The following is a 13,220-nucleotide window of genomic DNA, read 5'->3' on the forward strand; positions in this document are numbered from 1 at the left end:
GCGCCGCCGGGCGACGCGCCGTACGATCACCGATGCGCGCAAGGCGTCATGGACGCCATGCGCAGCACCGGCTGCTCCGCTTTGCGCGGTGATGGGTATGCGTTGTTATGAGCTTATTTGGTCTTTTGCGCGCCCACTTCGCGGTCCCACTTCTGGAACGCCGCGACCATCGCCGCTGCGCTCAACGGCTGAACGTGCGGACGATCGGCAAGCAGTTTCGCGTATTCCGGACGGCCGAACTTCTTCAGCACTTCCTGGCTGTGCTCGGGCGCTTGCGCTTCCGTCACGCCCTTGATGGCGGGGCCCGGATAGAAATAGCCGTCGTCGTAAGTCAGGGCCTGCTGCGCCGGCTCGAGCATGAAATTCATCAGCTTGTAGAGAACGTCGAGCTTTTCCTTCGGCACGCCTTTCGGGATCACCATGAAGTGTGCATCGTTCACCCACGTCATGTTGTCGAAGGCCTGGACCTTGAACTCAGCCGGCACGATACCGAGCGCGCGCGGGTTGATGTCCCAGCCCGTCACGGTAACCGTCATGTCGCGCGTGCCTTCGCCCAGTTCCTTCATCACCGCCGATGTGCCGCCCGGGTAATAAGGAATGCAGTCATTCAGCTGCTTGAGAAACGCCCAGGTTTTATCCCAGCCGTTGACGGGATCTTTCGGATCCTTGTCGCCGAGCACGTACGGCAGGCCCATCAGGAACGTACGGCCCGGACCGGAGTTGGCCGGACGCGCATAGATCAGCTTGTTCGGATGTGCCTTGCACCATTGCAGGAGTTGATCCGGCGTCTTGGGCGGATCGCTGACCTTGGCCGGGTTGTATTCGATCAGCGGACCGGCCGGCATATAGGCGACTTCGAGACCGAAGCCCTGCGCGAGATCCTGCATCTTGCGCGGACCAGGTGCGTACTTGTCGAGCACGCCGGGGAAGGCTGCGTTGTTCTCAGGCAGCAGCTTGACCCACAGGTTCTGCTCGATGCCGGCGGCGAGCGCGTCGGTGCCCGTCAGCACGAGATCGATATCCGATCGGCCGGCCGCCTGCATCGCCTTGATCTTGCCGGGCAACTGCGGGGCGGGCGCGTTCGTATAAGTGATGTTGGAAACGAGATTCGGGTACTTGGCCTTGAAGGCTTCGAAACCCTTCTGGGTCAACTGGAGATCGCCGGCTACGTCGACGATATTGAGCGTAACGGCATCCGCCGCATGCGCCGTTGTTGTGAATCCTGCCACTGCCGCGCTGACTGCTACGCACAGTGCCGCCACTTTCAGCGGCAACTTTGCTGACAACTTGCCAGAAAAAGCCATTTCGTCTCCTCGCCTCTTGGTATGGAACGTCCGCCGACGGGATGCGGCGCTGACGCACTACGGGCTGCTAGTCAGTGAAACATAACGAACGGGCGCGCATGATGTCAAGCAAATTCTAGCTTGACGAGTTCATTGCGCGATCACCTTTCATATTCTTCAAATCCTTTTATGGTAAGGGTTTCCGCGAATTTTTCCGACTCGGCCATTCGGCATAGGGAGAACACCGAGATACAACTTGTTAGGCAACTTCAGCCGCCGCGCACGCCCTGTGTATTGACGTACAACGAGTACAGGCCATGGCTCGCCGCCATGAACAACCGGTTGCGATGCCTGCCGCCAAAGCACACGTTCGCGCAGCGCTCCGGCAGCGCGATATGGCCAAGCGCTTCGCCCTGCGGTGAAAACACGCGCACGCCGTCCAGTTCGTCGGTGCCCATGCCCCAACCGCACCACAGATTGCCGTGGGTATCGACGCGGAAACCGTCCGGCGTGCCCTGTTGCGCATCGATCAGCACACGATTGTTAGAAAGCGTCCGCCCATCGCCGGCAACGTCGAACGCGCGGATCGTGCGTGGCTTCGAGCGCGATTCGACGATGTACAGCACGGACTCGTCCGGCGAAAACGCCAGCCCGTTCGGCCCGATCACCTCATCGCAAACCATCGTGACTTCGCCCGTCTGGCCATCCACGCGATACACGTTTTGCGGCAGTTCTGGCTCCTGCTTCTCGCCTTCGTAAAAACTGTCGATGCCAAACGACGGATCCGTAAACCAGATCGAGCCATCCGACTTCACGACCACATCGTTCGGAGAATTGAAGCGCTTGCCCTGGTAACGATCAGCGATCACGGTGATCGAACCGTCGTATTCGGTGCGCGTCACACGCCGCGTCAGATGCTCGCAGGTAACGAGCCGCCCTTCGCGATCACGCGTGTTGCCGTTCGCGTTGTTCGACGGCCGGCGAAACGGCGTCACGGCGCCCGTCTCTTCATCCCAGCGCAGGATCCGGTTGTTCGGAATGTCGCTCCACAGCACGTAGCGGCCGTCGCCGAACCATACGGGCCCTTCCGACCAGCGCGCGCCCTGATACAGGCATTCGACGGAAGCCGAGGCGAGACGCAATGCGTCAAAGCGGGGATCGAAACTGCGGATGGAGGGGTCGGGATAGCGGCGCTGATTTTGATGGAGGATGTCGGTCATGGCGCGGTCAGAGAGAACGCCGGGCGTCGAATGATCGACGCCCGGCGTTCGCGGTGGTGACTGGTTGTTGTTAAGGTCGCTGCTGCAGAAGATATCGCAAACGAACGCGGCGAGCGTTCAAGACTGCACCGGCTTTCCGTCGCGCAAACGCCAGAGCTTGAGCGGATTGTCGTCGCGCAGCGATTGCGGCAGCAGATCCGCAGGCAGATCCTGGTAGCAGACCGGCCGCAGGAAGCGCTCGATCGCCGTCGCGCCGACCGACGTCGCGCGCGGATCGGAGGTCGCCGGGAACGGGCCGCCATGCACCATCGCATGCGATACCTCGACGCCCGTCGGATAGCCGTTCGCGAGAATGCGGCCGGCCTTGCGCTCGAGCGTGGGCAGCAGGCGCCGCGCGATGTCGTAGTCTTCCGGTTCGATCTGGAGCGTCGCCGTGAGTTGGCCTTCGAGGTACTCGGTGACCTTCACCATTTCGTCGATGTCGGCGCAGGTGACGATCAGCGAAGTCGGCCCAAAAATCTCGTCTTCGAGTTCCGCGGACGTCAGAAACTGCATCGCGGACGTCTGGAACAGCGCAGGCAACGCTGCGCACGTCGCATCCGACGACGTGCCACGCGCAATGGTCTGCACGCCGCGCTGCTCGGTGCGATGCGTAATGCCGCCCTGATAGGTACGCGCGATGCCCGGCGTGAGCATCGTCTGTGCGCCTTTTTGCGCGAGCGCTTTCGCGGCGGCATCGATGAAAATCTGCTTGTTCGGACCGTCGAGTATCAATACGAGGCCAGGATTGGTACAGAACTGTCCTACGCCGAGCGTGACGGATTCAATAAATCCCGTCGCAATCTGCTCCGCGCGCTTCGCGAGCGCGCCGGGCAGAACGAAAAACGGGTTGACGCTGCTCATCTCCGCGAATACGGGAATCGGCTCGCGACGCTTTTGCGCGAGATTCACGAGTGCAAGGCCGCCCGCCCGCGAGCCCGTGAAGCCGACCGACTTGATCGCCGGATGCTGGACGAGCGCTTCGCCGATCTCATTGCCCCCGCCGAGCACGAGCGAAAACACGCCTTCGTGCAGGCCGCAATCGGCGACTGCTTTCTGAATGGCGCGGCCCACCAGTTCGGAAGTGCCGAGATGCGCCGGATGCGCCTTCACGACCACAGGACAGCCTGCCGCAAACGCAGACGCCGTATCGCCGCCAGCTACAGAAAAGGCGAGCGGAAAATTGCTCGCTCCGAATACGCCGACAGGACCAACGGGAATTTTCTGCAAGCGCAAGTCGGGACGCGGCAATGGCTTGCGATCGGGCTGAGCGGAATCCAGCGTCGCGGTCAGCCAGCGGCCCTCGCGCACCAGCGACGCAAACAGCTTCAGTTGCCCGACGGTGCGCGCGCGTTCACCATCGAGCCGCGCCTTGGGCAACGCCGATTCGGCCTGCGCGCGCTCGATCAACGTGTCGCCGAGGCCGAGAATGTTCTCGGCGACGGTTTCGAGAAAGTGCGCGCGGATTTCGAGCGAGGTCTGACGGTACGAATCGAAGGCGAGCGCGGCCAGCGTGCACGCGCGGTCGACCTCGGCTGCGCTGCCACCCCCGAATTCAGGTTCGATTTCCATATTGCGCGCCGGGTCGAACGCGCGCAGCGTGCCTTTGGTGCCACGCACCTCGGCCGCGCCGATCAGCATGTCTCCGGTAATCTGCATGTCCAGCTCCTTTCGATGGCTGCGCGACAGGCGATCATGTCGCATCGCGCGGCCGGGAATCCAGATAGTGAGAGTGCGACGTCACGAATGGGCGGACGATTCCGCGAGACGGCGCTCAAAGTCGAGCAAGGCCAGCGTCGCAGCTTCGATCTTCGCACGATGCTCGGGCGGCGTCGAACTCAGCAACGGCAGGATCGGCCCCATGTTCGCGAGCTTCGACAACGTGACCGCGTCATGCAGCACGCGGATCAGCGAGATGTCGTCGCGCAGGGTTTCGAGCGGCATGAACACGTCGTACAGACGCTGCGCCGTTTCTTCGTCATCCGCCTTGATCCGGCGCAACAACGCCATCACCGCACGCGGCGCGATACATCCCGAGCCCGTCGTCCACGCGGCCAGACCGAACTGCCGCACATGTACGAGCGCGGGCCGCTCGCCCATTCCCGAAATCACCTGTGCCGGGCTCACGCTCTGGAGAAGCCGGCGCAGATAGTCGTCGCGCGAAGGATCGTCACGCACGATCGCGTACTTCACAGCAACCAGTGTGCCGCGATCGACAAGCCGCGCGAGCGTGTCGACGTCCACATAGTTCTCGCTTTTGACGTACAGCGTGAGCGGGATGCCAGCGGCGTCGGCGATGCGCGTGAGTCCGGCTTCGACGCCTTCGGGCGTGGTAAAGCCTGCCAGCGGCAAGACCATCGCCGTCCGATAGGGTGTCTGCGCTAGCACACGCGCCTGATCGAGCATCTTTCCATAATCCGGACCGATGGCGGGAATCACGCGCGTGGCGGGCCCGGCGAGCGCCGCGAGCATGTCCAGCAACTCGCGGTATTCGCTGACAGCCACGTGATAAAGGTTCGCGTTGCCACCATATAGGAGCGTACGCACCCCGCCCGCCTCGATATGACCAATCAGCTTCTGGTTTTCGGCGGGATCTAGCGTCAGGTCGGCACGGCGCGCAAGCGGCGGCACCGCCATCACGCTGGCAGAAAACTCGCTCTCGACGATCGGGGATACGTTCACTGGGTGTCTCGCGGCAAAGACGATCACTAGGCAAGTTAGCATTGCCCAACCAAGTTGTCAAACAACTATGACAGGCAGAATCATCGACCCAATCCGCATGAACACGGCTTTCTTCATACGAAATAAGACCCTGCGTGTTGCGCCGCAGTTTTGACCTTTAATAATTCTGGTATGACAACGCGTAAAAAAGCCGACAGGTTTGAATCAAACGTTTCGTAATCTATTCCGATTTTCGAGATCACACCGTATTTAATACCGATTCAAAACCGTGCAAAACCCTATCGCCATCCGGCTTATTAGCTCGCCTGCAAGCCAATCCAGGAGCGAGTTTGCGGCATTTGATGGAGAATTGCGGAAGCGCAATTAATCGACAATGGCGGTGCACCGCGATTTTGAGCCGAAAATGAAACACGCCCAAAATTCTTTATCGCCATTTCGTATTAACGGGCGAATAATAGTGATAGATTGATGCGAAACAAGACCATGAGTCACCGCAGCATCGGCATGGCCAAAGCCCGCTCCGCTGCAAACTCTGAGAGATAGCACCTTGGCGCAACATTTCATTGAACAGATGTCCCCGTTGCTGGAAGCGGAGAACGATGTCAGCTGGTTCCGCGAAGTCGCCCGACTGGCAGACGGCTGGGGCTTTGACCGCGTGCTGGTGGGCATTCTTCCGCGGCCGGGCATGCGGCTGGAAGACGCGTTTATCCGCAGCACGTACTCGCCATCATGGCGGCAGTTCTACAACGCGCAGGGGTTCGCGCACATCGATCCGACCGTCGCGCATTGCATGACGAAGTCGTCACCGCTGATATGGTCGCCGGATCTGTTCACGTCCTATCCGGCGCAGACCATGTATGAGGAAGCCCGCGCGCATGGCTTGCGCGCAGGCGTCAGTCTGCCCATCCACGGGCCGAGACAGGAATCGGGTCTGATCTGCTTCGTCAACGACCATAACCCGAGCGACGACTTCTGGCGTCATCTCGATGTCGTGCTGCCCAACCTGGTGCTGTTGCGCGACCTTGTCATCGACACGAGCCAGCCGCACCTGAATGCTCACACGCAGGCGTTGGTGCCGAAGCTCACACCGCGAGAGCAGGAGTGCCTGAAATGGACTGCGCGCGGTAAGTCCACGTGGGAAATTTCGCACATTCTTAATTGCTCGGAAGCCGTGGTGAACTTCCACCTTAAGAACATTCGCACGAAATTCGGCGTGAACTCACGGCGCGCAGCGGCCGTGATTGCAACGCAGCTCGGCCTTATTGATCCAGGTTGATGAGTTCACGCGCTTCCGGGTTGTGCAGCACCTTCTCTGCCCTGCCCAGATCGCCGTCCGTGACCGTCTTCGTGAAATACAGGCCCAGCAGGATCGAGACAGGTGCCGGAATCTCTGCACCCGACTCAAATCGGCTGCCACGCGACTGCGTCACGCCGAAACGCGCCCAGAACTGACGCTGGCTCTCTTTCTTTTTCTTGCGGTACGCGATGATCAGTACGCGGTCGACGCCGGACGAAGGGTCCGTGCCGCGGTTCTGAACGGTCGGTTGAACGTTTGCGTGAACACCCGCTTGCCAATGATTTTGAAGTTCCATGATGTTTTTTCCCTGGTGAGTGGCCCTCATCTCAATTTTGTAATCTTCAGACGGACAGAGCACCTATCCAGGTGAGTAGGTGTTTTTTTTATCCGAAATGCATACGGTTTCCTGCGTACCGCGACCACGTAAGGAGCACACCATGCATACGGCGATTCGGATTGGCACACGGCAAGAGTTCGACAACAACCACATCAACGAGATGTATCGGCTGCGCGCTCGGGTTTTTCGTGACCGGATGGGATGGGATGTTCCGACCATCGCCGGCATGGAGATCGACGGCTATGACGCGCTCGGACCGTACTACATGCTCATTCAGGACGCCGACCGGCATGTGCGCGGCTGCTGGCGGCTCATGCCGACGGAAGGCCCGAACATGCTCAAGGACACGTTCCCGCAATTGCTCGACGGTCAAGCCGCACCACTCGGACGGCATATTTGGGAATTGAGCCGCTTTGCTATCGAAACGGATCGAGAGCAAACGTTTGGCTTTGCAGATCTGACGATGCACGCGATCCACGAACTGGTCACATTCGCGGACCGGATGGGCATTACACGCTACGTGACGGTGACCACGGTGGCGATCGAACGGATGCTGAAACGCACCGGTATCGAGGTGACGCGACTCGGGCCGCCGGTGAAGATCGGCGTCGAACGCACGATCGCGCTCGACATCACCGTCGACGCGATCCGCGCGGCTGTCTGCAAGCCGATGCCGGTGGCGGCCTGATCGAAGCGTGCCGCAGAAAGCGCCTAGCTGCGCCGGAAGGTGATGTGGGAGATCCGGCGCACGAGCAGCGCCGCCGCCAGCGCGGCGCAGCCCGTCAGCACGACGCCGATGTGAATCGACTGCACCAGCATGTGACGGGCCGCGTCGAACAGCGCCGGGCCTTCCAGGCCGGCGCGCTTCAGTTCGATGAGCAGCGAGTCGCGCAGGTTTTCGTCGACGAGAATGCGCGGGTCGGCGAGTTTGGGCCGCCATGTCGACGCGACGCTTTCCCCGAGCACGCGCAACGAATCTTCCACGCCCGACGCATAGCGCCGGTTGACGATCGTCGCGACGATGCTGGTGCCGAGCATGCCGCCCACCATGCGCGTCGATTGCAGCAGCGCCGTCGTGATGCCGAGGCGTTCGCGTCCGGCTATTTCCTGGCCGAACACGTTCAGATTGTTGAGGATGAAGCCGAGACCGATGCCGACGGCACCCATCGACAGTTCGAGATACAGATGGGGCGTCGTTGGCATGGCTAGCGCGATGCCCACGGACGCGGCCACCAGCAGGCTGAAGCCGATCGTCAGGATCGCCGTCGGCCGCTTCATGTGAATCACAATGCGCGTATTGATCACGCTGCCGAGCGCGATGCACGCGGCAATCGGCGTCGCGAGCAGGCCGGCCTGTTGCGGCGACAGCCCGAAGCCGCCCTGCAGCAACAGCGGCGCGAAGAAGATCAGCGAGAACATCACGAAACCCGACAACACCGACAGCGTGAATAGCGTCACGAGTTGCGGGTCCTTGAAGAGATCGAGCGGCACGATCGGATGGGTCGCGCGGCGTTCGCAGACGAGCAGCGCTGCCGCGCCCACCACGACCAGCACGGCGAGGATCAGGTTGGCCGTGCTCAGACCGTCTTTCGGCACTGCTTCGATAAAGGTCTGCAAGCCACCCAGCACCAGCGCAACCAGCACCGCGCCCGCCCAGTCGATGCGAACGTCGCCCGTCCGCTCGCGCCGGTAGTACGGCAGGTGCGCCCAGATAAAATACAGCGCGAGCGCACCGACGGGCAGATTCACGAGGAAGGTCGAACGCCAGCCGAAATGCTGACTAAGCCAGCCGCCGAGCGAAGGGCCCGCAGCCGTGCCGATACCGTACGCCGCCGCCAGCACGACCTGCCAGCGCACGCGCGTGCGCGGATCAGGAAAGAGATCGGGGATCGACGCGAATGCCGTGCCGACCATCATCCCGCCGCCTACGCCCTGCAGCCCGCGCGCGAACACCAGAAACGGCATGCTCGACGCGAGTCCGCACAGCACCGACGCCACGGTAAAAACGATCACAGCCGTAATCACGAAATACTTGCGGCCGAAATAGTCGCCGAGCCGCCCGAACACGGGCACCGTGACCACGGACGCGAGCAGATAGGCGCTCGCGATCCACGCGTAATACTCAAAACCGTGAAGTTCGACGACGATCGACGGCAAAGCCGTGCTGACCACCGTCTGATCGAGCGCGACCAGCATGTTGACCAGACCAATACCGAGCATGGCCAGCAGCGCGTCGCGAAAAGCGAGAGGACGGGAAGGATTCACTTCGTTGCGATGCGGCGCAGCGCGCGCCGCATTTTCAGATCAGAGGGAGAAGGAAGGGCCGCGAACGAAACAGGACGGCCCGGCGAGGCAAAAGAGGTCAGGAGCCGAACATCCGGTCGCGCGCACGCTCGAGATGCTGGCGCATCGCAAGGCCCGCGGCGGCGGCGTCTTTGCTGCGGATCGCTTCGAGCACGGCCAGATGCTCGGCCTGCACGAGCCGCTGACGCTCGAGCGTCTTCACCAGCGACAGGTTGCGCGACAGATTCATGCTGAACACGATCTGCTCTTCGATAAACGACATCATCGTGATGAAGAACTGGTTCTTCGACGCCCGCGCAACGGCCAGGTGAAACGCGAAATCGTCCTTCGCGCCGATGCCCTGCGTTTCGATCACGCGCTCCAGCTCGTCCCACGCGTGCTGGATCGCGGCGATGTCGTCGGCTTCGGCCATTTGCGCGGCGAGCTCGGCGGCGCCCGATTCCGTGACGATGCGAAAGTCGTAGCAACGCCGGATGTCCGAAAGCGTCTCCAGCGGCGCGAAGCGGCGCACGTCCGGATCCGGACGACGCGCGACCGTGGTACCCGAGCCGTGCCGCGTGACGATGATGCCATCCGCGCGCAGTCTCGCCAGCGCCTCGCGCACCGTCGGCCGCGACGTCTCGAAACGCTCCGCGAGCGCATGCTCGGTCGGCAGACGTTCGCCTTCCTTGTACTCGCCTTCGAGAATGCGATTGAGGATGTCGCCGTAGATCTTGTCCGGCAGACCGGTCGATTTGCGCTCGTTCATCGTCGAGGGAAGCGGCTTGTCAGAGTAGATTTGAATTGTAAGGCAAATAACGCCGGGCACCGGGCGAAACAGCGGCAAGTTCAAGCCGCGAACGCACGTTTTGCGCGCATGCCGCCAGTATGAACGAGCTCGCGCCCGACAGCAAAATTTGACAAACCATTGATTGACATCTGCATTTACGCCGTCGAAATGACGGCTTTTTCGGCAATCATTTAAGCTGAAAGCGCAATCGGGACACATTCACATCGCTTCAATACACGGAGGCATCATGTACACACGCATCCTCGTTGCAGTCGACGGCAGCAATACGTCGCGTCGCGCATTCGACGGCGCCCTGAATCTGGCCAGCAAGCTCGGCGCGACGCTGCGCGCGTTCTACGCCGTCGAGAACACCCCGATGTATTTCGACGCGCCCGGCTACGATCCCTCCATCCTGCGCAACCGGCTGGTCGAGCAGGGCAAGGAACTGACGGCGGAGCTATCGGCAGCGATGGGCGCAAGCGGCGTATCAGGCGATATCGCGGTCGGTGAAGCGACATCGTTCGACGACGTGCCGACCCTCGTGCTGCGCGCCGCAGCCGATTTCAATGCCGACCTGATCGTGATGGGCACGCACGGCCGGCGGGGCATGCAACGACTGATTCTGGGCAGCGTGGCCGAGCGTTGCGTGCGCCAGTCGACGCTACCCGTGCTGCTGATTCCGTCCGCTGCGGGCGGCGACGAAGCGGAGGAGCAAGCGAAGGCCTGAGCCGCACGCGAGTTCCGGTGGCAATCGTGACGCCGCGCAAAGGGAATCGATGCGGCGACGCGTCACTTTGTCGCCTGGTTGCGCGCGCATCGAGTGGGACAATCGGTTGTCACCCTTTTTACGCCGGTTGGTCCCATGCTCAATCCCATCGCTGTTACCGCCGCAGTTACCCCCGCCCGCGCTCGCCGCAGTCCGGCCTCCTCCACGCAACGCGCCGCGCGCAGTTCCGCGCGCTGTTCGTCGTGCTCGATGCGCCATCTGTGCATGCCGCAGGGCGTGGCCGCCAATGACATGCCGCAGCTCGAGGCGTTGATCTGCACGGCACGTGCAGTGCGTCGCGGCGAGGCGTTGTACCGTGCGGGTGACGCATTCGACAATCTGTACGCCGTGCGCTCGGGATCGATGAAGACGGTCATGGCTCACCGCGACGGACGCGAACAGGTCACGGGTTTGCGGATCGCGGGCGAGGCGCTCGGGCTCGACGGCATCAGCAGCGACAAACACGCGTGCAGCGCGGTCGCGCTGGAAGACAGCTCGGTGTGCATCATCCCTTACTCGGCGCTCAAGCATCTGTGCCGCGAAATCGGCTCGATGCAGGAACGGCTGCACAAGCTGATGGGCGAGCAAATCGTGCGTGAGGCCGCGCAAATGATGGTGCTCGGCTCGCTGAGCGCTGACGAGCGCGTGGCGGCATTCCTGATCGACATCTCCGAGCGCAACGCGCAGCGCGGTTATTCATCGGCGGAATTCAATCTGCGGATGACGCGCGAAGACATGGGCAGCTATCTCGGCATGACGCTCGAAACCGTGAGCCGCACCCTGTCAAGATTTCAAAAACGCGGACTGATCGACGCGCAAGGCCGCTTCATTCATATCATCGACCCTGAAGGCTTGCGTCAGGTCGGCGCATCGACGAACGCCTGATCCATCAAGCTCCAGCGCGCGGCTTCGTCACGCACGACACCCGCGCGCATCCGCCTGGCACGTCTTCTGCGGCTGCGGTACAGTTCAAGACTATCCTTCTCGACGAGAGCGGGTTCCTCGACACCCTGCACTCGTCATGTGCAAAGATGCTTGCTGTTCCCACGAGGAGACCCAGCGAATGAATCGCGACCCTGCTCCGCAACACCCGCTGGCCCAACGTCTCGCCGATGCGCGCCGCGTCACCGACGCGCTGTTCGCGGTCGTCAAACCCGAATTTCTCTATGAACGCCCGATCCGTGAGCGCCACCGGATCGTGTTCTACATCGGCCATCTCGAAGCTTTCGATCGCAATCTCTTCGATGAGCGCCTGTGTCCGCTGCCGGCGTTCGCGCCCGAACTCGACACGCTGTTTGCGTTCGGCATCGATCCCGTCGATGGCGGTTTTCCGACGGATCAACCTTCCGATTGGCCTTCTATTGATGTCGTGCGTGACTACGCGAAGAAAGCGCGCGAGCAGATTGATGCGCGTCTTACCGCGTACGAGTTCGGCAGCGGCGGCATGGCAACAGGTTCGCCTGAGCAACTGATGCATGTGGCCATCGAGCATCGGCTGATGCACGCTGAAACGCTCGCGTACATGCTGCATCAGTTGCCTTTGGAGATGAAGGCGGCGCCCGCGGGTGTTCGTTCTGCTGCTCAGGCGCCACGAAATGTCCGTGGTTCGCCGATGGTGCGTGTGAGTGCCGGTGAAGTCACGCTCGGCATGAAGAAAGAAGATGGGCGCTTTGGCTGGGACAATGAATTCGGCGAACAGCGCATGCAGGTCGAAGCGTTCGATATCGATCGCTATATGGTCACCAATGCACAGTTCCGTGAGTTTATTGACGCGGGCGGGTATCAAAATCGCGCGTACTGGACCGATAAGGATTGGGCATGGAAGGAAGCGGAGGGCATTGCGCATCCCGTGACGTGGTCGCAGGATATAGCCGGCGAATGGACCTTGCGTACGATGTTCGACGATATCCCGCTGCCACCCGATTGGCCTGCCTATGTGAGTCATGCTGAAGCGGCTGCTTACGCGCACTGGTCGGGCAAGGCGTTACCCACGGAGGCGCAATGGCAACGCGCTGCGCAGGGCGTGCCGCACGCGCCGTCAGGCAATTACGATTTTCGCAGCTGGGATCCGCAAGCAGTCGATGCGGCGCCGGACAATGTCAGCGCATTCGGTGCCGAGGGGATGTACGGGAATGGATGGGAGTGGACGTCGTCGCTATTCGAACCACTACCGGGCTTTGAAGCGTTTCCGTTCTATCTCGGCTACTCGGCCAATTTCTACGACGGTCAGCATTACGTGCTGAAGGGCGGCTCGGCTCGTACCGCACAATGCATGCTGCGTCCGACTTTCCGCAACTGGTTTCAGCCGCGGTATCAGCATGTTTATGCAGGGTTCAGGTGTGTGAAGGCTGCGGCTGAGTAAGCATCGAAGGTGGCTCGAAAAGCCACCTTTTGCATTCGAGGCACGGCCGTTAATTTCCGGCCGTAGAAACGCCAAGACCCCGCTTTTGAGGGCGGGGTCTTGTCTGGGTAAGGAGCCTGACGATTACCTACTTTCACACGGGCAATCCGCACTATCATCGG

Annotated in this window: 12 protein-coding genes; 5 read left to right on the plus strand and 7 right to left on the minus strand. The window is 61.5% G+C overall.

The features are described 5' to 3' along the window. Positions 1 to 113: 113 nt before the first annotated feature. The 4 genes from G3O01_RS37155 to G3O01_RS37170 all read right to left on the minus strand — a co-directional run bounded on the left by G3O01_RS37155 (position 114) and on the right by G3O01_RS37170 (position 5,224). On the minus strand, positions 114 to 1,304 hold the full coding sequence (locus G3O01_RS37155; protein ID WP_205811993.1) for an extracellular solute-binding protein: 1,191 nt from the start codon (positions 1,302 to 1,304) through the stop codon (positions 114 to 116). Positions 1,305 to 1,552: 248 nt separating this feature from the next. Continuing rightward, positions 1,553 to 2,503 carry an SMP-30/gluconolactonase/LRE family protein gene (locus G3O01_RS37160; protein WP_205811994.1) on the minus strand — a complete coding sequence of 317 codons (951 nt, stop codon included), beginning with the start codon at positions 2,501 to 2,503 and terminating at the stop codon, positions 1,553 to 1,555. Between the two features lie 117 nt (positions 2,504 to 2,620). Then, positions 2,621 to 4,201, minus strand: a complete 1,581-nt coding sequence (locus G3O01_RS37165; RefSeq protein WP_205811995.1) for an aldehyde dehydrogenase (NADP(+)) — start codon at positions 4,199 to 4,201, stop codon at positions 2,621 to 2,623. A gap of 81 nt (positions 4,202 to 4,282) precedes the next feature. Continuing rightward, positions 4,283 to 5,224, minus strand: coding sequence for a dihydrodipicolinate synthase family protein (locus tag G3O01_RS37170; RefSeq protein WP_205811996.1), 942 nt, complete (start codon positions 5,222 to 5,224; stop codon positions 4,283 to 4,285). A 571-nt stretch (positions 5,225 to 5,795) separates the two neighbouring features. Here G3O01_RS37170 and G3O01_RS37175 point away from each other — a divergent pair. Continuing rightward, positions 5,796 to 6,500, plus strand: a complete 705-nt coding sequence (locus tag G3O01_RS37175; RefSeq protein ID WP_205811997.1) for a LuxR family transcriptional regulator — start codon at positions 5,796 to 5,798, stop codon at positions 6,498 to 6,500. Here G3O01_RS37175 and G3O01_RS37180 read toward each other — a convergent pair. Beyond that, on the minus strand, positions 6,484 to 6,816 hold the full coding sequence (locus tag G3O01_RS37180) for a helix-turn-helix transcriptional regulator (protein WP_205811998.1): 333 nt from the start codon (positions 6,814 to 6,816) through the stop codon (positions 6,484 to 6,486). The genes G3O01_RS37175 and G3O01_RS37180 overlap by 17 nt on opposite strands. Positions 6,817 to 6,958: 142 nt before the next feature. Here G3O01_RS37180 and G3O01_RS37185 point away from each other — a divergent pair, with 142 nt between their 5' ends. Then, positions 6,959 to 7,546: an acyl-homoserine-lactone synthase gene (locus tag G3O01_RS37185; protein ID WP_205811999.1), complete on the plus strand. Its 588-nt coding sequence runs from the start codon at positions 6,959 to 6,961 to the stop codon at positions 7,544 to 7,546. Between the two features lie 23 nt (positions 7,547 to 7,569). Here G3O01_RS37185 and G3O01_RS37190 read toward each other — a convergent pair whose 3' ends face one another. Further along, positions 7,570 to 9,078, minus strand: a complete 1,509-nt coding sequence (locus G3O01_RS37190; protein WP_205812005.1) for an MFS transporter — start codon at positions 9,076 to 9,078, stop codon at positions 7,570 to 7,572. 142 nt (positions 9,079 to 9,220) lie between these two features. Beyond that, on the minus strand, positions 9,221 to 9,910 hold the full coding sequence (locus tag G3O01_RS37195) for a FadR/GntR family transcriptional regulator (protein ID WP_205812000.1): 690 nt from the start codon (positions 9,908 to 9,910) through the stop codon (positions 9,221 to 9,223). Positions 9,911 to 10,178: 268 nt separating this feature from the next. Here G3O01_RS37195 and G3O01_RS37200 point away from each other — a divergent pair, with 268 nt between their 5' ends. The 3 genes from G3O01_RS37200 to G3O01_RS37210 all read left to right on the plus strand — a co-directional run bounded on the left by G3O01_RS37200 (position 10,179) and on the right by G3O01_RS37210 (position 13,059). Beyond that, entirely contained in the window at positions 10,179 to 10,658 is a 480-nt protein-coding gene (locus tag G3O01_RS37200) for a universal stress protein (RefSeq protein WP_205812001.1), read from the plus strand. 249 nt (positions 10,659 to 10,907) lie between these two features. Beyond that, the gene (locus G3O01_RS37205) at positions 10,908 to 11,582 is read left to right on the plus strand and encodes a helix-turn-helix domain-containing protein (RefSeq protein ID WP_205812006.1); all 675 of its coding nucleotides are present in this window, start codon (positions 10,908 to 10,910) and stop codon (positions 11,580 to 11,582) included. 178 nt (positions 11,583 to 11,760) lie between these two features. Beyond that, entirely contained in the window at positions 11,761 to 13,059 is a 1,299-nt protein-coding gene (locus G3O01_RS37210) for an SUMF1/EgtB/PvdO family nonheme iron enzyme (RefSeq protein WP_205812002.1), read from the plus strand. Positions 13,060 to 13,220 lie beyond the last annotated feature (161 nt).

The organism is Burkholderia sp. Ac-20365, assembly GCF_017104715.1.
Classification (GTDB): Bacteria; Pseudomonadota; Gammaproteobacteria; order Burkholderiales; family Burkholderiaceae; genus Paraburkholderia.

What these genes read in the sequence shown, in the direction of transcription:
- G3O01_RS37155 (WP_205811993.1), bottom strand. Translation starts at nt 1,304, where the DNA reads ATGGCTTTTTCTGGCAAGTTGTCAGCAAAGTTGCCGCTGAAAGTGGCG.
- G3O01_RS37160 (WP_205811994.1), bottom strand. Translation starts at nt 2,503, where the DNA reads ATGACCGACATCCTCCATCAAAATCAGCGCCGCTATCCCGACCCCTCC.
- G3O01_RS37165 (WP_205811995.1), bottom strand. Translation starts at nt 4,201, where the DNA reads ATGCAGATTACCGGAGACATGCTGATCGGCGCGGCCGAGGTGCGTGGC.
- G3O01_RS37175 (WP_205811997.1), top strand. Translation starts at nt 5,796, where the DNA reads ATGTCCCCGTTGCTGGAAGCGGAGAACGATGTCAGCTGGTTCCGCGAA.
- G3O01_RS37180 (WP_205811998.1), bottom strand. Translation starts at nt 6,816, where the DNA reads ATGGAACTTCAAAATCATTGGCAAGCGGGTGTTCACGCAAACGTTCAA.
- G3O01_RS37185 (WP_205811999.1), top strand. Translation starts at nt 6,959, where the DNA reads ATGCATACGGCGATTCGGATTGGCACACGGCAAGAGTTCGACAACAAC.
- G3O01_RS37190 (WP_205812005.1), bottom strand. Translation starts at nt 9,078, where the DNA reads ATGCTCGGTATTGGTCTGGTCAACATGCTGGTCGCGCTCGATCAGACG.
- G3O01_RS37195 (WP_205812000.1), bottom strand. Translation starts at nt 9,910, where the DNA reads ATGAACGAGCGCAAATCGACCGGTCTGCCGGACAAGATCTACGGCGAC.
- G3O01_RS37200 (WP_205812001.1), top strand. Translation starts at nt 10,179, where the DNA reads ATGTACACACGCATCCTCGTTGCAGTCGACGGCAGCAATACGTCGCGT.
- G3O01_RS37205 (WP_205812006.1), top strand. Translation starts at nt 10,908, where the DNA reads ATGCGCCATCTGTGCATGCCGCAGGGCGTGGCCGCCAATGACATGCCG.
- G3O01_RS37210 (WP_205812002.1), top strand. Translation starts at nt 11,761, where the DNA reads ATGAATCGCGACCCTGCTCCGCAACACCCGCTGGCCCAACGTCTCGCC.